The 17,161-nt window shown below is 68.3% G+C and carries 16 protein-coding genes; 3 read left to right on the forward strand and 13 right to left on the reverse strand.

The window, feature by feature from the left end:
* Nucleotides 1–11: 11 nt before the first annotated feature.
* The 9 genes from C9424_RS01720 to C9424_RS01760 all read right to left on the reverse strand — a co-directional run bounded on the left by C9424_RS01720 (nucleotide 12) and on the right by C9424_RS01760 (nucleotide 9,653).
* The gene (locus C9424_RS01720; protein ID WP_116765206.1) at nucleotides 12–308 is read right to left on the reverse strand and encodes a putative quinol monooxygenase; all 297 of its coding nucleotides are present in this window, start codon (nucleotides 306–308) and stop codon (nucleotides 12–14) included.
* 233 nt (nucleotides 309–541) lie between these two features.
* The gene (locus C9424_RS01725; protein ID WP_237563238.1) at nucleotides 542–1,633 is read right to left on the reverse strand and encodes an ABC transporter permease; all 1,092 of its coding nucleotides are present in this window, start codon (nucleotides 1,631–1,633) and stop codon (nucleotides 542–544) included.
* On the reverse strand, nucleotides 1,623–2,348 hold the full coding sequence (locus C9424_RS01730; protein WP_116765207.1) for an ABC transporter ATP-binding protein: 726 nt from the start codon (nucleotides 2,346–2,348) through the stop codon (nucleotides 1,623–1,625). The genes C9424_RS01725 and C9424_RS01730 overlap by 11 nt, the downstream gene beginning before the upstream one ends.
* A 44-nt stretch (nucleotides 2,349–2,392) precedes the next feature.
* Nucleotides 2,393–3,553: an ABC transporter substrate-binding protein gene (locus C9424_RS01735; protein WP_116765208.1), complete on the reverse strand. Its 1,161-nt coding sequence runs from the start codon at nucleotides 3,551–3,553 to the stop codon at nucleotides 2,393–2,395.
* A gap of 284 nt (nucleotides 3,554–3,837) precedes the next feature.
* Nucleotides 3,838–5,250, reverse strand: a complete 1,413-nt coding sequence (locus C9424_RS01740; RefSeq protein WP_116765209.1) for a sulfate adenylyltransferase subunit 1 — start codon at nucleotides 5,248–5,250, stop codon at nucleotides 3,838–3,840.
* On the reverse strand, nucleotides 5,250–6,197 hold the full coding sequence (gene cysD / locus C9424_RS01745; protein ID WP_091251270.1) for a sulfate adenylyltransferase subunit CysD: 948 nt from the start codon (nucleotides 6,195–6,197) through the stop codon (nucleotides 5,250–5,252). Before cysD ends, C9424_RS01740 begins: the two co-directional genes overlap by 1 nt.
* A complete protein-coding gene (locus tag C9424_RS01750) occupies nucleotides 6,194–6,979 on the reverse strand; it encodes a phosphoadenylyl-sulfate reductase (RefSeq protein WP_442862006.1) in 786 nt (261 codons plus the stop codon). Before C9424_RS01750 ends, cysD begins: the two co-directional genes overlap by 4 nt.
* 50 nt (nucleotides 6,980–7,029) lie before the next feature.
* Nucleotides 7,030–8,775 carry a nitrite/sulfite reductase gene (locus C9424_RS01755; protein WP_116765210.1) on the reverse strand — a complete coding sequence of 582 codons (1,746 nt, stop codon included), beginning with the start codon at nucleotides 8,773–8,775 and terminating at the stop codon, nucleotides 7,030–7,032.
* A gap of 131 nt (nucleotides 8,776–8,906) precedes the next feature.
* Complete coding sequence (locus C9424_RS01760; RefSeq protein WP_116765211.1) at nucleotides 8,907–9,653, reverse strand: sirohydrochlorin chelatase; 747 nt, start codon at nucleotides 9,651–9,653, stop codon at nucleotides 8,907–8,909.
* 61 nt (nucleotides 9,654–9,714) lie between these two features.
* Between C9424_RS01760 and C9424_RS01765 the strand changes: the two genes are divergently transcribed.
* Nucleotides 9,715–10,380, forward strand: coding sequence for a trimeric intracellular cation channel family protein (locus C9424_RS01765; protein ID WP_116765212.1), 666 nt, complete (start codon nucleotides 9,715–9,717; stop codon nucleotides 10,378–10,380).
* A gap of 20 nt (nucleotides 10,381–10,400) precedes the next feature.
* Nucleotides 10,401–10,829: a hypothetical protein gene (locus tag C9424_RS01770; protein WP_116765213.1), complete on the forward strand. Its 429-nt coding sequence runs from the start codon at nucleotides 10,401–10,403 to the stop codon at nucleotides 10,827–10,829.
* 115 nt (nucleotides 10,830–10,944) lie between these two features.
* Here C9424_RS01770 and C9424_RS01775 read toward each other — a convergent pair whose 3' ends face one another.
* From C9424_RS01775 to C9424_RS01790, 4 genes are all read right to left on the reverse strand, one after another.
* On the reverse strand, nucleotides 10,945–11,766 hold the full coding sequence (locus tag C9424_RS01775; RefSeq protein WP_116765214.1) for an endonuclease domain-containing protein: 822 nt from the start codon (nucleotides 11,764–11,766) through the stop codon (nucleotides 10,945–10,947).
* A gap of 465 nt (nucleotides 11,767–12,231) precedes the next feature.
* Entirely contained in the window at nucleotides 12,232–13,332 is a 1,101-nt protein-coding gene (locus C9424_RS01780; protein ID WP_116765215.1) for a polyprenyl synthetase family protein, read from the reverse strand.
* Entirely contained in the window at nucleotides 13,329–14,705 is a 1,377-nt protein-coding gene (locus C9424_RS01785; RefSeq protein WP_116765216.1) for a geranylgeranyl reductase family protein, read from the reverse strand. The genes C9424_RS01780 and C9424_RS01785 overlap by 4 nt, the downstream gene beginning before the upstream one ends.
* Before the next feature lie 12 nt (nucleotides 14,706–14,717).
* On the reverse strand, nucleotides 14,718–15,509 hold the full coding sequence (locus C9424_RS01790) for a demethylmenaquinone methyltransferase (protein ID WP_175460444.1): 792 nt from the start codon (nucleotides 15,507–15,509) through the stop codon (nucleotides 14,718–14,720).
* Nucleotides 15,510–15,662: 153 nt separating this feature from the next.
* On the opposite strand from C9424_RS01790, the gene C9424_RS01795 reads away from it, so the two are divergent.
* Nucleotides 15,663–17,090: an isochorismate synthase gene (locus C9424_RS01795; protein WP_116765217.1), complete on the forward strand. Its 1,428-nt coding sequence runs from the start codon at nucleotides 15,663–15,665 to the stop codon at nucleotides 17,088–17,090.
* Nucleotides 17,091–17,161 lie beyond the last annotated feature (71 nt).

Here is a 17,161-nt window from a genome sequence, read left to right on the forward strand (position 1 = left end):
CCGGTGGAGCCCTATTTCACGGCGATGAGTTCGATCAGCTTGATGTCCGGGTCCTTGGCGAGCAGCGACGGGCCGTGTTCACCGAGGGCGGCCGGAATGGCTCCGTTGAGGTGGGCCTGGCGGTCCTCCTCGGAATCGAAGGTGTCGAAGATGCCGAAGGTGTTCTCGTTGACCCGGAAGGCGTACCAAGTCCGGGTTCCGGGTTCGTTGAGCACGATCTCGCGGCCCCCGTTGAGGAAGTCCCAGACATCCTGTTCCTTCCCCGGCTTGGCTTCGACCAGGGCCAGCACGCCAAATTTTGCTGCCACAGCGACCTCCTAGGATTCAGACTTGGAATCAGTCTTGGAATCAGTCTTGGAATGGGCCGGAACCCGGCCTCTAGGCGTGAGTGTAGGCCTGTGCCCGTGCCCCTGCAAGGAGTCATGGCAAAAGCAACGCGGGGTCACTCGCGGCCCATAATTCCTGGAATATGGGCCGCAAGTGACCCCGCGTTGCTGTGCAAGGGGTGACGTCGAGGCAGGCATGCTGCCGGGTGCTGCGCCTAGCGGGTGCTGCCGGCGAGGAGGCCCCGGCGGCGGAGCAGCCGCTTTTCGATCGGGGCGAAGACAAGCAGTTCGATCAGGATGCCGACGGCGAGGATCAGCAGGATGGCGGACATCACGATGGTCATGTCGGACAGGACGCGGCCCTGATCCAGCATGGAGCCCAACCCGAAGCCGATGGTGCCGCCGACGGCGATGATTTCCGCCGCCATGAGCGAGCGCCAGGAGAACGCCCAGCCCTGTTTGAGGCCGCTGAGGTATCCGGGCAGGGCGGCCGGCAGGATGATCTGCAGGGCAAGTTGGAGCCGCGACGCACCCAGGACCTTTCCGACGCTGCGGTACTGCGGCGGAATCTGGTCCACGCCGGAGATCAGGCCATTGATGATCGAAGGGATGGCACCCATGAACACCACGAAATACACCGTGGCGTCGGTGAGGCCGAACCAGAGGATGGCCGCGGGCACCCAAGCCACGGACGGCAGCACCTGCAACCCGGAGATCAGCGGGCCGAATGCGCGCCGCAACGGTGCCACCTGCGCCAGCAGGAGCCCCACCGGCGTCGCGATGACCACGCTGATCAGGAAGCCCACGACGCCGCGCTGCAGCGACGTCCAGACGGCCTCCTGCAGCTTGCCCTCGCTCCACAGGGTTCCAATCTGGCTGATGACGTCCATCGGGCCGGGCACGATGTCCCGACGCTTGAAGCCCAGCGACACGTACAGCTGCCAGAGGATGACGAGCACCGCGAGGGCAGCGACCGGCAGCAGAATCCTGCTCCAGTCGATGCGGGCCTTACGGATGGAGTCGGACTGGAGGGAATCCAGGCCCGCTTCGAGCTCGCGCAGGTCTTCCTTGCCGCTGGAGGAGCGGGTCAGGGCCGCTGTGACCGACGCGGCGCCGGGCTTCGCGCCCGGTGCCGCCCCGGGAGTGGCATCCAAGGCATCGGCCGAGGGACCCGACGCGAGCTTGCGAGCGTTGGGAAGGCCGTTGCCGCTGTCGGAGCCGGCCGCTTCGTCCGCAGGACGAAAGCGGTCCGGCGAAGGGGCGGGGGCGGCATCGGGCGTGGAGCTCCAAAGGAACTTACTTGGCATGGCGGCGGATCTCCTCGCGTAGCCGGGCGGTGATGACGCCGGTGAGCTGGCCGGCCAGACCGGCGTCGGTTCGGTGTTCTTCGGTGACGTGCCATTCCTCCACCACGCGGCCGGGCCGGGAGGAGAGCAGCAGCACGCGCTGGCCCAGCCGGACGGCCTCGCGGACGTTGTGCGTGACGAAGACGATGGTGCGGCCGGTTTCCTTCCAGATGCGTTCCAGCTCGTCGTGGAGCAGGTCGCGCGTAATCGCATCCAGCGCCGCGAACGGCTCGTCCATGAGCAGCAGCTGCCGGTCCTGGGCCAGGGAACGGGCCAGGGCCACACGCTGGCGCATCCCGCCGGAGAGTTCGTGCGGACGTTTGTCCCCCGCGCCGCCCAGGTGCACCAGGTCCAGCAGCTCCCCGGCGCGGACGCGGCGCTCGGCCTTCCCGACGCCGCGCAGTTTCAGGGCCAGCTCGATGTTTTCCCGGGCCGTCAGCCAGGGAAAAAGCGCCGCGTCCTGGAACATGAAGGCGGCGCCGTCGCTGGGCACCTCCAAGGCGCCCGACGTCGGGGCCTCCAGTCCCGCCATGATGTTGAGCAGGGTGGACTTGCCGCAGCCGGAGGCACCGAGCAGGGCGACGAACTCGCCCTGCGCGATGGTGGCGTTGACGTCGTCCAGCACCGGGGCGCCGTCGCCGAAGCGCTTGCCCAGGTTTTCCAGTACGACTGGCATGGTCAGGTCCTTACTGTTGTGGCGGATTGCTGGAGGCCAAGGAGCTAGTCCTTGCCGAGTCCTTGGGCGGAGATCTTCTTGCCGGCGACGGCGTTGAGGGCAGTGAGGTCGAAGATGCCGCTGATGTCGGCCTGCTTGGTGGTGCCGGCGTCGACACCATCCTGGAGCAGCTTCTTGTACGTCCCGGCCAGCGGGTCGATCGTGAAGACAATGTTCTTCAGGGACCGGTCGATCACGTCCGCCGGCAGCGCCGAGCCGGCCGCGGCCTTGAGCGCGGCATTGAGGACCGTGGCCTTCTCGCCCGCCGGGGCCGCGTTGAGCCAGTCCACGGATTCCACATGGCCCTTCAGCAGCGCCTGCACCGTGGCCGGGTGCTCCGCGGCGAACTTCTTGTTCACAATCAGCACCGTGGTGACGAACTCGCCTTTGTCCCACAGATCCTTCTCATCGACCAGGACCTTCGCACCGGCCTGCAGCACCAGGCGGGAGGCCCAGGGCTCCGGGAGCCACGCACCGTCGAGCTTGCCGTCCTGGAACAGCTTCAGGGTCTGGGCGTTCTCGGTCGGGTTGATCGCGACGTCCCCGCCGCCGTCGGTGGAGGTCTTGAACCCCTGCTTGCCCAGCCACGCCCGCAGCGCCACGTCCTGGGTGCCGCCCAGCTGCGGGGACGCGAGCGTCTTGCCCCTCAGGTCCGCCGCCGAGTTGATCCCGGGCTTCACCACCAGCTGCGCCCCGCCGGACGCGGCACCGGCGATGATGCTGACCGATGCACCGCCGCTCTTGACGTAGGAGTTGATCGCCGGGTTCGGGCCGATGTAGGTCGCGTCGATCGCGCCGGCGTTCAGGGCCTCGATCGCGGCCGGGCCGGCATTGAAGACCTGCGTGGTCAGCTTGGTCTGGCCGAGTTCCTTGGCGATGAACCCCTTGTTCACCCCGACCAGGGCCGGGGCGTGGGTGATGTTGCCGAAATAGCCCAACCGCAGCTCCGCAGCCGGGCTCGTGCCCGCCACGGCCGCCGAGGCGGTTTCCGGACCGCGGGACAGCGTGGAGGCCACGGCCGCACCGGCGCCGATCAGCAGCACAAGCCCTGCGGCCAGCGCGATCTCAAGAGTCCGCTTGCGTTTGGGTTTACCGGTCTCGCCGGCGACGATCCGGGTGGTGCCGGGCTGCGTGCCGGGCGCGGGTTTTTCGGGGGTGCGTGACATGGGTGAAGTCCTGTTCTGGGGTGCGTGCGGAATTGCCGGGCGTGGTGGTCAGCGCCGGCGACATCGCCCCTGGAGGTTCCTGCGGGGGGAGCCGTGGATCCGTTCCGTTGTCTTCATTCATTCACCATAGGGAGTGTCATAAACGCGGTTCAACGGTCCGGAAACCGGGGGTCACGCGGGTTCATGCGGCGTCATATTCGGCCTCAAAAGACGGCAGCCTGTTTCCAGGCCCGCGGCATATGGCGGCGGGCCGGGAAACAGGCTGCGCCCGTGTAACAGAAGACCTAGATCGAGTAGCGCTCGTCTTCGTGGTCGCCGGGGTGGTCGTTGACCAGGCCGGCGGCAAGGGTGTTGCCGTCGAGCGGGTCGATCACGAGGAACGCCCCGGTGCGGCGGTGGTGCAGGTAGTTCTCCAGGGGGAGCGGAGCGGCGAGCCGAAGCTGCGCGTGCCCGATGTCGTTCAGCTCCAGCGTGGTGGTCGGTTCCAGCTGGAAACTGGCGAGGTCCAGCTTGCCCGTCACGTTCCGGACCAGGGCCTGGACCGTGCGGGTGCCGTGCTTGACCAGCACCTTGGCGCCTTCCCGGAGCGGCTTGGGCGAGAGCCAGCACAGCGCGGCATACACGTCTGCCGAGGCCTCGCGCACGGTCCCGGCCGCCGCAATCGTGTCACCGCGGGCGACGTCGAACTCATCCGCCAGGCGCAGTGCCACGGACTGCGGGGCAGCCGCCTCGGCGAGCTCACGGCCGGCGAAGTCGATCCCGGTGACCGTGGTGGTGCGCGGTGCCTGGCCCGGCGTCAGGACGCTGACCTGGTCCCCAAGCTTCACGGAACCTTCGGTGATCTGGCCGGCGTAGGCACGGTAGTCGCGGTACGCCTCCGGATCCAGGCCGCCGGCGACGGCGTCGGGGGCCAGCGCACCCTGTGGCCGGACCACCAGCTGGACCGGGAAGCGGAAGCTCTCGAGGTGGCTTTCGAGTTCGTCGGCGGCCGGCAGGGTCTCCAGGACTTCCAGCAGGGCCGGCCCGTCGTACCAGGGGGTGCGGTCCGAGCGGTCGACGACGTTGTCGCCGTCGAGCGCGGACACGGGGATGACCAGGAGGTCGGCAACCCCGTCGGAACCAAGCCCGAGCTCGCGGCCGACCTGCTGGACGTCCGCCTCGATCGCGCGGAACACGTCCTCGCTGAACTCCACGAGGTCGATTTTGTTCACGGCCACAATGACATGTGCAACGCGCAGCAGCTGCAGCACGGACAGGTGCCGGCGGGTCTGCTCCAGGACCCCCTTGCGGGCGTCGATGAGCACGACGACGGCGTCCGCCGTGGACGCGCCGGTCACCGTGTTCTTGGTGTACTGCACGTGCCCGGGGCAGTCCGCGAGGATGAAGCTGCGGCGGTCAGTGGCGAAGTAGCGGTAGGCGACGTCGATGGTGATGCCCTGCTCGCGCTCGGCGCGCAGGCCGTCGGTCAGCAGGGCGAGGTCGATCCCGCCAGCCGAACCCCCAAAGCCGCGGTCCGCGGAGGTGCGGGCGACCGCGTCGAGCTGGTCGGCGAGGATCGCCTTGGAGTCGTGCAGGAGCCGGCCCACGAGGGTGGACTTGCCGTCATCGACGGAGCCTGCGGTGGCGAAACGGAACAGCGTGGTGGGCAGCGCCGCGGACGCCAGGTCCGGGCCCGCGAGGAAAGTTTCCGTGCTCATTAGAAATAGCCGTCCTTCTTGCGGTCTTCCATGGCGGCCTCGGAGATGCGGTCATCGGCCCGGGTGGCGCCACGTTCGGTGATGGTGGAGGCGGCAACTTCAATGACGACGTCGCGCACGGTGGCGGCGGCCGATTCCACGGCGCCGGTGCAGGACATGTCACCGACGGTCCTGTACCGGACTGTCTTGGTGATGACTTCCTCGTGGTCGCGCGGCTGGGAGACCTCGCCGACCGCGCGCCACATGCCGTCGCGGGCGAAGACCTCGCGCTCGTGGGCGTAGTAGAGGCCCGGCAGCTCGATGTTTTCGCGCTCGATGTAGCGCCACACGTCCAGTTCGGTCCAGTTGCTGATCGGGAAGGCCCGGACGTGCTGGCCCACGGTGTGCCGGCCGTTGTACAGGTTCCACAATTCGGGGCGCTGGTTGCGGGGGTCCCACTGGCCGAACTCGTCGCGCAGGCTCAGGATCCGCTCCTTGGCGCGGGCCTTGTCCTCGTCGCGGCGGCCGCCGCCGAAGACGGCGTCGAACTTGTTGCGCTGGATCGCATCCAGCAGCGGGACGGTCTGCAGCGGGTTGCGGGTGCCGTCGGCGCGTTCGGCCAGCTCGCCGGAGTCGATGAACTCCTGGACGGAGCCGACGACGAGCTTGAGGCCCAGACGCTCCACCGTGCGGTCGCGGAACTCGATGACCTCGGGGAAGTTGTGCCCGGTGTCCACATGCAGGACCGGGAAGGGCACCTTGCCGGGCCAGAACGCCTTGGTGGCCAGGTGGAGCATGACCACGGAGTCCTTGCCGCCGGAAAACAGCAGCGCCGGCTTCTCGAACTCGGCGACGACCTCGCGGATGATGTGGATGGCCTCGGACTCGAGGGTGTCGAGGCTGGAGAGGCGTGTGGAAACGGGAGCGTCGGTCACCTGTGTGGGCTCCTCAGTCAGGAAAGTGCTCATACGTGTAGTCCGCATTCTGTCTTGTCGGTTCCTGCCCAGCGGCCGGCGCGGGGGTCGTCGCCGGGCGCTACCTTGCGGGTGCAGGGCTGGCAGCCAATGGACGGGTAGCCCTGTGAAAGCAGCGGGTTGACGGGAAGGAGGTTGTCGTCGGAGTACTGCACCAGCTGGTCGAACGTCCAGGCCGCCACCGGGTTGACCTTGACCAGGCCGTTGGCCTCGTCCCAGGTGATCAGCGGCGTGTTGGTGCGGGTGGGGGCCTCGTCGCGGCGGACTCCGGTGAACCAGAGCTCGTATCCGGCGAGGGTGCGGCGCAGGGGCGCCACCTTGCGCAGGGCACAGCACTGGGCGGCGTCGCGGGCGAAGAGGTCCTTGCCCAAGAGCCGGTCCTGCTGCTCCACGGTGTTCTCCGGCAGGACGTCCACGACGTTGACGCGGAGGTTGGCTGCCACCTCGTCGCGGGTCGCGTACGTCTCCGGGAAGTGGTAGCCGGTTTCGAGGAAGAGGACGTCGACGCCGGGGAGCTGGTCCGCGACGAGCGCCGGCAGGACGGCGTCGGCCATGGAGCAGGCGACGGCGACCGCGGGCAGCTCGAAATTGCGGGCCACCCAAGCAATGACGTCGCGGGCCGGGGCGTCCCAGCCGAGCTCGGCGGCGCCGGCTTCGGCGAGGGCCTTGAGCTCCTCGTGAGTGCGGAGTGCAACGGGGCCGTTGGCAGGCGATGCCGCCCCCGTCCCTTCGCCGCGCTGCTGATCTTCGATCAGCTCAGCGCGCGGCTCCGACAGGCCCGATGCCACTCCCTGGGCGGCACCGCCTGCCAGCGGCTGAGCCTTCGTCACTGGAGATCACCCTCTTCGGCGGCGTGGGCCCATTCGGCGAAGGTCTGGCCCTCGGCACGGTCGGCGACGAACTTCCGGACCACGCGCTCCACATAATCGGGGAGATCCTCAACGTAGACCTTGAGGCCACGGACGGTGCGGCCGAGGCCGGCCTCCTCGCGGCTGTTGGACGCTAGCCCGCCGCCGAGGTGGACCTGGAAGCCGGGCGTGGGGTCGCCGTCGGGCGTTGGCAGCATCATGCCCTTGAGGCCGATGTCCGCCGTCTGGATCCGGGCGCAGGAGTTGGGGCAGCCGTTGATGTGAAGGGACAGCGCCTGGGGCAGCTGCTTGCTCTCGGCGAGGTCGGCCAGGCGGCGTTCCAGCTCGGCGACGGCGGTGGCGGCCGTGACCTTGGTTTCCACGATGGCGAGCTTGCAGAACTCGATGCCCGTGCAGGCGATGGTGCCGCGACGGAACACGGACGGCCGGGCGGACAGGCCCAGGGCGTCGAGCTCGGCCACGAGGGGCTCGACCTCGTCCTTGGGCACGTCGAGGACCACGAGCTTCTGGTGCGGGGTGGTGCGCAAACGCTGCGAGCCGCGGGCTTCCAGGGTGTCCGCGAGCTTGACGAGCTGGCTGCCGGAGAGCCGGCCGGCCAGCGGGGTGGCACCGATGAAGAACTTGCCGTCCTTCTGTTCGTGCACGCCGATGTGGTCGCCGGGTGTGGACGGCTTGGGCGCTGCGGGGCCGTCGGAGAGCTTGAAGCCAAGGTATTCATCTTCGAGGATCTGCCGGAACTTCTCCGGGCCCCAGTCGGCCATCAGGAACTTCAGGCGCGCCTTGGTGCGCATGCGGCGGTAGCCGTAATCGCGGAAGATGCTGGTGACGCCGAGCCAGACCTCTGCGGCCTCCTCGGGCTTGACGAACGCGCCGAGCCGCTTGGCCAGCATGGGGTTGGTGGAGAGGGCCCCGCCGACCCAGAGGTCGTAGCCGGCGCCGAGCTCGGGGTGGACCATGCCCACCAGGCCGAAGTCGTTGATTTCGTGGACCACGTCCTGGCTGGGGTGGCCGGTGATGGCGGTCTTGTATTTCCGCGGCAGGTTAGCGAGCTCGGGGTCGCCGATGAAGCGTTCCGCGAGCTCCTGGATCAGCGGCGTGGGGTCGATGATCTCGTCCTTGGCGATCCCCGCAACCGGGGAACCGAGGATGACGCGGGGGACGTCGCCGCAGGCTTCCGTGGTGGACAGCCCCACGGCCTCGAGCCGGCGCCAGATCTCGGGCACGTCTTCAACCCGGATCCAGTGCAGCTGGATGTTCTGGCGGTCCGTGAGGTCGGCCGAATCGCGGGCGAAGTCCACGGAGATCTGGCCTATGACGCGCAGCTGCTCGGTGGTGAGCGCACCGCCGTCGATCCGTACGCGGAGCATGAAGTACTTGTCTTCGAGCTCGTGCGGCTCAAGCGTGGCGGTCTTGCCGCCGTCGATCCCGGGTTTGCGCTGGGTGTAGAGGCCCCACCAGCGGAAGCGGCCGTGCAGGTCGGTGCCGTCGATGGAATCGAAGCCGTGCTTGGAGTAGACGGACTCGATACGCTCGCGGACGTTGAGGCCGCTGTCTTCCTGTTTCCAGGTCTCGTTGGCGTTCAGCGGCGTGGTGCCGTCCACTTTCCACTGCCCGTGCGGCTTTGCGGCGGGGCGGGAGGGTCGCTTGGTGCGGCCGGCGGCAGCCTCGTCCGTGGACGCTCCGGCTAGAGCTGTATCAGTCATGCATCGACTGTAGGGGTGGCCGTAATGCCGTCACAAAGGGTCAGAAACGGGAGGTCACCTAGGGAAACATTTCGTCACGAACCGCCGAAAAGCCTTGATCCAGCCGCCCGCCTGTGCATCTGGCGGAACAGTCAGGCCAAGGGTTGGCCGGCCGCGGCCAGCACGGCGTCGTAGCGTTCCAAGGCGATGCTGGCGAGGACCGGCGAGGGCAGGAGCGGCGCTGTCACAAGGTCCGCGCCCGCCCTGGCCAGCTGGTCATGGAAGAAGCCGGGCGCCAGGAGATAGGAGGCGATGACAACCCGGCCACCCAGGTCCACTCCCCCGGCCGAGTCCCCCGCGCCAGCACCCCCGGCGGCCTCCTCGCGGAGCATGGCCACGGCTTCGGGCACCGAGGGCTTGGCGGACGCGCCGTACGCGGACACGATCCGGTTGGACCGCAGGGAGCGCAGCTGTCCGGCAAGTTCCTCGACGTTGCCGGAGGCACTTGGGTCGGAGGACCCGGCAGCGGCGAGGATCACGGCGTCGTTGTCCGTTACGCCTGCCTCGCGCAGTCGCTGGTCCAACAGCGCCGCCAGCCGCGGGTCCGGCCCCAGCGGCGCGGCGGCAAGAGTGCCCGGCCGGCTCTTCACAGCCCGGGCGATGTCCACCTTGACGTGGTAACCGACGCTCAGCAGCAGCGGAACCACGACGGCGGTCTCCCCCGCCGGGAGCCCCGCCACGACGGCCGGCAGGTCCGGGTCCTGCACGTCGACGTAGGCCTCGCGGACGTCCAGTCCGGGCCGGAGCGCGGCGATGCCGTCCCGGAGCGCGTTGACCTCCGCGGCTCCGAGCTTGCTGGACGTGCCGTGGGCGCAGGCGATCAGGATGGGGCTATTCATAGCCGTTAGCGTAACCTTGGAGCCGCCCCATCCGCCGCCTAATTATCGACCGGGACGCTTCATGACCTTCTCCTTCAGCCTTGTCCTGGTCTGGCTTGACCTCGCCGGCGTCTTCTTCTTTGCGGTCTCCGGATCGCTGCTTGCGGCCCGGAAGCAGTTCGACATCATCGGCTCGCTGCTCCTGGCCTCGGTGGTGAGCCTGGGCGGGGGCGTCATCCGCGACATCATCATCAACGCCGGGCCGCCGGTCGCGTTCACCAACCCGGCCTACCTCGCACCTCCCCTGCTCGCCACGGTCCTGGTGTACTTCCTGTTCTCCAGCGTCCAGCGCTTCACCTCGCTGCTGATCCTGTTCGATGCCGGCGGGCTGGCACTGTTTTGCATCACCGGCACCCTCAAGGCCCTGGCCGCCGGGATGAATCCCGTGGCTGCCGTCCTGCTGGGAGTCACGACGGCGGTGGGCGGCGGCCTGCTGCGCGACATCACTGCCAACGAGGTTCCGCAGCTTTTTGACCCCAAGGACATCTATGCCTTGCCGGCGTTTGCCGGGGCGGCCTCCACCGCGATCCTGTCCCTCACCGGAACCTTCACCGCGGCCTCCGCCACCGCCGTCACCGCCGTCGTCTTCGCCTTCCGGGTCACGGCATGGCGCCGCCACTGGCACGCCCCGCTGGCCGTGCGCGGCTGGCACCGGCTGGGCCTGGGCACGGCGGAAAACGGCCGCTAGGGATTAGCTAGGATAAGACCATGACTGACATGTTCCTCGAGAAATTCCGCGCGCTTGTACCGAAGTATCTCGAAGACGAATGGCAGGAAGAGGATGGCCTCGCGGCCGACGAACTCGACGCCGCCCTGGCCGAACACCAGTTCCAGATCCCGCTGGTCCTGCGCGAGTTCTACCTGGCCGTCGGGGGCTGCGAGGACCTCATGGAGGCCTACCACTATTTCTGGGACCCGGAAGAGCTCGAAGTCGATGACGAGGGCTTCCTCATGTTCCTCGAAGACGAGGAAGAGCAGTTCACGTGGGGTTTCCGCGTCGGGGACCTCAGCGTCCCGGATCCGATCGTGTACCGCCGCAACAACGCCCGCGGCCAGTGGAAGAGCGAGGAAGGGACCTTCTCCGAATTCGTCTTCGACATGTTCGAGTGGGCCTTCAACGACGAGGACGAAGACTAGGCGGAGCCCTGCGGAAGATCGACCGCCGGTTCTCCCCACGTTTGGCCTCCTTCACCGGAGTATCGGGGCGAACCGCCGGCGTTCTGCGGCGTCGGAAGTTCATACATGGGGGAGTTCAGCGGATGACGCGGCCGCGCAGCACCTGCCACACCTCATCGACGATCCTCTGCGGGTTGTAGACCACGTCCTGATACCCGTACCGGAGCACGGCGTAGCCCGCCAGGGTGCTGGCGTTGTTCCGCCCCCGATCCTTCTTGACCTGAGCGCGCTCAAGGTGGGTGCTTCCGTCGATCTCCACGATCAGGAACCCCTCCAGGAGAAAGTCCACAATGCCGATTCCCGGCAGATGCACCTGCGTCTGGGTATAGATTCCTTGGCTCCTGAACAGCAGCCTGGCGACGACCTCTATTGCAGAGTCCGCCGTACCGTCGACCAGGTCCAGGATTCCGCGGGCGGCCCCGTTACGGCTTCCCGGCAGCCGCTGCCGGAGGTAATCGAGTGTCGTGCGGCCTTGCAGCAGGGCACTTTCCACCATGACGGCGGCCTCAACCGGGGGTAGGCATCGCAGCGCATGCAGCAGGGTGTCTGTCAGTCCGGCCACGGGGCGGGGGAACTCCGGCGGCACCACGCTACCGCGGTGGATGACTGCACCGGCTGCCGAGCCGTGCTGGCACAGGAGATGCAGCCGCTCGGGCGCGTGGAGCCGCCAAAGCCCGTGGTGCGTTGTCGCCGAGACGCAGCTCAGCAGGCCGTTGGCCAGAACCGCGGCCACGAGGTCAGGCGCCGCGCCCGCCTGTGCCACAATTCCGTGGCGCAGGCGGGCGACTTCCCCTGCCGCAATCGCATTTCTGATGCTCCGCGCCGAGAAGCCTGCCTGCAACAGCGTCCCGGTCCGGGCCACCGAGCCGGCGTACCTGAGGTAACTGGTGAGGTCCATGAACCCAGCACAGTCCGGAACTGGGCCCACCGACAGCTGCTTGGACGCGTATGTGGAAACTCCCGACGCCGATTCTCCCCAACTTTGGGGCCAGCTGACGGCGTGCCCCAAGGCTTCCGGGCGTTGTCTGCCCGAGAAGTGGGAGATTCCGAACTGGCATCGGCATCCCGGCGTCCTGACAACGGAATCCCAACAGGGAAAAACTGTGACAACTTATTTACAGATACCCCTAGACAGCATTACAAACTTGTCATAGTCTCTTTCTTGGGTTCACCAAATGCCTCCGGTGGATCTGATGCGAACGGAGAAATGGCCCCGGTTCGGCACAACGGAAGACTCGAACGTTGTGAGGAACCGGGGCCATTCCGTTTATGAAGCGGCAAGCCGGAAGCGCCCAGGCGGAATTGCCGGCAGCGCCCAGGCGGCAGTGCAAGTCGACCCCGGCCAGCCGACGTCGCGGGGCGGCTAGCTGCTGCGGTCCACGACCGCGTGGGCGAAGCTCGTCAGCGAGGCCTTGACGACGCCTTCAGGCAGCGGCGCAAGGGCGGCAATGGCCTCCTCCGCCCAGGCGCGCGCGACCACCCATGATTCTGCGGTGACAGGGTGCTCCCGGAGTCCGGCCACGGCGGCCGCCAGGGCTTCGTCCGAGGTGAGGTCGCCGTCGATCAGCTTCAAGAGTTCGACGGCGGACTGGTCCCCGTCACGGGCGGCGTTGCGCAGCAGCAGCACGGGCAGCGTGGGGACGCCTTCGCGCAGGTCGGTGCCCGGCGACTTGCCGGACTTGACCTTGATCCCGGTGACGTCGATGACGTCGTCGGCGAGCTGGAAGGCGACGCCCACCTTCTCGCCGTATTCGACCAGCAGGGCCTCGTAGGCCTCGTCTGCACCGGAGAAGATTGCGCCGAGCTGGCCGGAGGCTGCCACCAGCGAGCCCGTCTTGTCCGCGATGACGGAGAGGTAGTGCGCCACGGGGTCCTCGTCCGGACGCGGCCCCACGGTCTCGTGCAACTGGCCCAGGCAGAGCCGCTCGAAGGTCCGCGCCTGGATGCCCAGCGCACGCGAGCCGAGCTCAGAGACCAGGATGGAGGCGCGCGCGAAGATGAGGTCGCCGGTCAGGACGGCGACGGAGTTGCCCCAGACCTCGTGGGCCGTGGGTGCGCCGCGGCGGAACGGCGCGGAGTCCATGACGTCGTCGTGGTACAGGGTGGCGAGGTGCGTCAGTTCAACGACGACGGCGGCCTGCACCACGGCGGGCCGGGAGGCGTCGCCCAGGTGGGCGCACAGCAGGGTCAGGAGCGGGCGAATGCGCTTGCCGCCGGCTTCCACGAGGTGACGCGACGTTGCGTCAGCCAGCGGATCGGAGTTGGCAATGGCTTCGCGCAGCTTCTTCTCGACCCGCGCCAGGTTGGTGGTGATCGCGGGGCCGAGTTCGGGGTCGCCAGCGATGGCCGCGAAGCCTGCCGGCAGTTGGAGGCCGGTGGCGATCGCCGTGGTGTTGAGGCTGGGTTCAGAGCTCGGCAGGCCGTGTCCGGCGTGCGTCCAGCTTTGGTCTGCAGAGTTGGTCACGGGTTAACCCTAACTTCAGTTGCGGAAACCGCGGAGTTGGTGCCGGAGTGCGGATCGCTGTCCGTGGTGGGCATGGCCTGGTTGGACGTGGCGGGGACCAGGGATTCCAGGACCCGGATGACCCTGTCCTCGAAGCCCTTGGCGGCCGGATCGGTCAGATTCGCCAGCATCCGGACCACGAACCGCATGAGCACAGGAATGGGCATGCCCGTGCGGAGAGCCAGTTTCATGACCGCCGGCTTGCCGATCAGGGCGGCGAAGGCCCGGCCCAGCGTGAAGTGCGAGCCCCACTGCTGCTGCACGTAGTCGGCGTACCGCGCCAGGTGCGCATCGGCGGCTCTGGAAGCCTCCGCCCCGGACCCCCAGCCGGCTGACGCGGAGCGGGCGGCGGCGTCGATGATGAACTCCGCGGCGAAGCGGGCGGACTCCATGGCGTAGGAGATGCCCTCTCCATTGAACGGGGACACCATGCCGCCGGCGTCGCCGAGCAGGAGCAGGCCCGGCGAATAGTGCGGGGTGCGGTTGAATCCCATCGGCAGGGCTGCGCCGCGAATCTCCCCCACCTGGTTCTCGGGGGTGAAGCCCCAGTCCGCGGGCATGCCAGCGGTCCACTCGCGCAGGACCTGCTTGTAGTCCAGCTTGCCGAATTCCTTGGACGAGTTCAGGATGCCGAGGCCCACGTTGGAAGTGCCGTCGCCGACGCCGAACACCCAACCGTAACCGGGCAGCAGCTTCCCGTCGCGGCCGGGAAGCTCAAGCCAGCCTTCCATCCAGTCGTCCTCGTGCCGGGGCGAGGTGAAGTAGGTCCGCACGGCCACGCCAAGCGGCCGGTCGTCGCGCTTCCGGATGCCCAGCGAGACGGCGGTGCGCGTCGAGTTGCCGTCCGCGGCAAGGACGACGTCGGCCGTGAAGTCGCGCGTTTCGCCCGTCTTGCGCCCGGCGTCGTCCAGCAGTGCGGCCCGGACGCCCGTGACACGGCCGTCCTCGGAGCGCAGGGCCTCGGTGACGCTGTGGCGCTCCAGCACGACGGCGCCCGCGGACCGGGCGTGCCGGGCCAGCTGCTCATCGAAGCCGAGGCGGGTCCGGATCAGCCCGTACTGCGGGAAGTCGGAGACCTCCGGCCAGGGAAGCTCGATCGTGCGGCCGCCGGCGATCAGCCGCAGGCCCTTGTTCCGGCGCCAGCCCTCGGTTTCCGGATGCGGGAGTCCCAGCTTCTGGATCTCGCGGACGGCACGCGGAGTCAGGCCGTCACCGCAGACCTTTTCGCGGGGAAAGCTGGTTTTCTCCAGCACCGTGACGTCAATGCCGGCTTTGGCAAGGTAGTAGGCGGCGGTGGACCCGGCCGGTCCGGCTCCGACAATCAGTACATTCACAGCAGGTATCGGCTAACGTCCGGGCCGGGTGATGTTGCGGCGCAGTTTGGCCACCGGTCCGGTGTGGGCGGCAAGCGCCGTTGCACCCGCGGCGTGGCCGGCTTCGGGGCCGGCCGGCTTCTGGGCGCGGTGCACGGCGACAATGCCGCCGCTGAGGTTGCGGTAGGTGACGGACTCCCAGCCGGCCTCCTGCAGCCACGCGGCCAGGTGGTCCTGGTCCGGCCAGGCACGGATGGACTCGGCGAGGTAGACGTAGGCGTCCGGGTTGGACGAGACCTTGACGGCGATGGCCGGCAGAGCCCGCATGAGGTATTCGGTGTACATGGTGCGCCAGAGCGGCACCACGGGCTGGGAGAACTCCGCGATGACCAGCCGCCCGCCGGGCTTGGTGACCCGCAGCATCTCGGCCAGGGCCTTCTTGGGCTCATTGACGTTGCGCAGACCGAAGGAGATCGTGCTGGCGTCAAAGGTGTTGTCCGCGAACGGCAGGCGGGTGGCGTCCCCGGCGATGAAGTCGATGTCCGGGCGGCGGCGCTTGCCGACCTTGAGCATGCCAAGGGAGAAATCGCAGGCGATGACGTTGATGCCGGCGTCGGCGTAGGGCTCGCTGGACGTGCCGGTGCCGGCGGCGAGGTCCAGCACGCGCTGGCCGCCCGAGACACCCATGGCCTCCACCACTACCTTGCGCCAGCGGCGCGTCTGCCCCATCGACAGGACATCGTTGACGACGTCGTATTTGGGGGCGACGTCGTCAAACATCGTGGCTACTTCGTCCGGACGCTTATCCAAGGATGCTCGGTTCACCATGACATTGTCTCAAATGATCGGCTCCCCCACGAACGGGCCGCCAACCATCGCCGCTTTCACCTGCGGCAACTGCCGCGGCCGCCGCGTCGAGGGCCCGCCAAACCCCGTATATCCACGGTCGGGACGATCACGGGCTAGTGTTATGCCATCATGACGAGCACGTTCCGCACCTTGACAGTCCCCCTCGATGCCGAAACTTTCCCCGGGGGCCTGCCGTCGTTTCTGGTCCGGGACGACGTCCTCTGCTGGACCCGCCGCGAGGCCGGGCTCGTGGGCTTCGGCGAGATCGCCCGGTTCACCGCCACCGGCCCCGAGCGGTTCCTGGAAGCGGACATCTGGTGGCGGCACCTGGTCCTGGAGGCGGACATCGAGGACGCCGTCGACTGCCCCGGCACCGGACCGGTCGCCTTCGGTTCGTTCGCCTTCTCAAAGGCTTCCGCCCATGAGTCCCGCCTGCTGGTCCCCGAAATCGTCGTGGGACTCCGCGACGGCCAGGCCTGGCTCACCCAGCTCACGTTCGACGACGGCGAACTCACCGAAGCCGGCGCCCGCGCCTCCCTGGACCGCTGGCTTCGCAGCGGCCGGGCGGCGGAGGACAATGGCAGCGCCAACGGCGCTGTGGTGGACGGTGCAGGGACGGACGGCGCTGTGATGGACGGCGCTGTGGACGACCCGGCGCCCGGAGCCGCGCAGGCCGGCGCCGCCGTCGTACGCAGTTTGCCCCTGGCCGCCGGCGCAACGCTGCACACCGGCTCGCTCAGCGAGGAAGACTGGATGGCCGCCGTCGCCGCCGGGGTCAAAGAGATCCGGACCGGCGCCCTGGAGAAGCTGGTACTGGCCCGGGACATCGTGGCCACCGTCCCCACCGGAGTCAACGCCGCGCAGGTCCTCCGCGAACTCTCCGCGCGGTACCGCGAATGCTGGACGTACGGGGTGGACGGTCTTGTCGGGGCCACACCGGAGATGCTGATCCAGGTGGAGGGCCGCACCGCACAGGCCCGCGTCCTGGCCGGCACCCTGGACCGCCGCGACGCCGACGGCATGGCAGGCTCCCCGCTGGAGTTCGCCGAGCGCGTGCTGGCCGGGTCCGAGAAGCAGCGGCACGAACACGACATCGCGATCCAGTCCCTGACCACGCAACTGGCCCCGTTTTCCGAGGCCATGAACGCGCACAGCGAACCGTTCATCCTGGAACTCCCCAACGTGTGGCATCTGGCCTCGGACGTGAAGGCGGAGCTCGCCGAGGTGGAAGGCCACGTCCCCACGTGCCTGGCCCTGATCAACGCACTGCATCCCACGGCGGCGGTCTGCGGCACTCCCACCACCGTGGCCGGCGCTCTGATCCGCAAGCTGGAGCATCTGGACCGCGGACCGTACGCCGGGCCGGTCGGCTGGCTTGACGCGGCCGGCAACGGCGAATGGGGCATCGCGCTGCGGGGCGCGGTCATCGAATCCCCGCAGACGGTCCGGCTTTACGCGGGTTGCGGCGTGGTGGACGGCTCGGTGCCGGAGACCGAGCTCGCCGAGACCTGGGCGAAGTTCCGCCCGATGCTCGAGTCGCTCGGCATCAGCAGCTAGCCTGCGGCGGCCGGCAGCACAGGCCCGTCGGCACCGGCCCGTCACATTCGGCAGGAATCCGGTATTCCAGA

Source organism: Arthrobacter sp. H-02-3 (assembly GCF_003097355.1).
Classification (GTDB): domain Bacteria; phylum Actinomycetota; class Actinomycetes; order Actinomycetales; family Micrococcaceae; genus Arthrobacter; species Arthrobacter humicola.

Coding starts and splice junctions, on each gene's coding strand:
- cysD (WP_091251270.1), bottom strand. CDS start 6,197: ATGAGCACTTTCCTGACTGAGGAGCCCACACAGGTGACCGACGCTCCC.
- C9424_RS01755 (WP_116765210.1), bottom strand. CDS start 8,775: ATGACTGATACAGCTCTAGCCGGAGCGTCCACGGACGAGGCTGCCGCC.
- C9424_RS01725 (WP_237563238.1), bottom strand. CDS start 1,633: ATGCCAAGTAAGTTCCTTTGGAGCTCCACGCCCGATGCCGCCCCCGCC.
- C9424_RS01760 (WP_116765211.1), bottom strand. CDS start 9,653: ATGAATAGCCCCATCCTGATCGCCTGCGCCCACGGCACGTCCAGCAAG.
- C9424_RS01765 (WP_116765212.1), top strand. CDS start 9,715: ATGACCTTCTCCTTCAGCCTTGTCCTGGTCTGGCTTGACCTCGCCGGC.
- C9424_RS01735 (WP_116765208.1), bottom strand. CDS start 3,553: ATGTCACGCACCCCCGAAAAACCCGCGCCCGGCACGCAGCCCGGCACC.
- C9424_RS01770 (WP_116765213.1), top strand. CDS start 10,401: ATGACTGACATGTTCCTCGAGAAATTCCGCGCGCTTGTACCGAAGTAT.
- C9424_RS01730 (WP_116765207.1), bottom strand. CDS start 2,348: ATGCCAGTCGTACTGGAAAACCTGGGCAAGCGCTTCGGCGACGGCGCC.
- C9424_RS01795 (WP_116765217.1), top strand. CDS start 15,663: ATGACGAGCACGTTCCGCACCTTGACAGTCCCCCTCGATGCCGAAACT.
- C9424_RS01775 (WP_116765214.1), bottom strand. CDS start 11,766: ATGGACCTCACCAGTTACCTCAGGTACGCCGGCTCGGTGGCCCGGACC.
- C9424_RS01740 (WP_116765209.1), bottom strand. CDS start 5,250: ATGAGCACGGAAACTTTCCTCGCGGGCCCGGACCTGGCGTCCGCGGCG.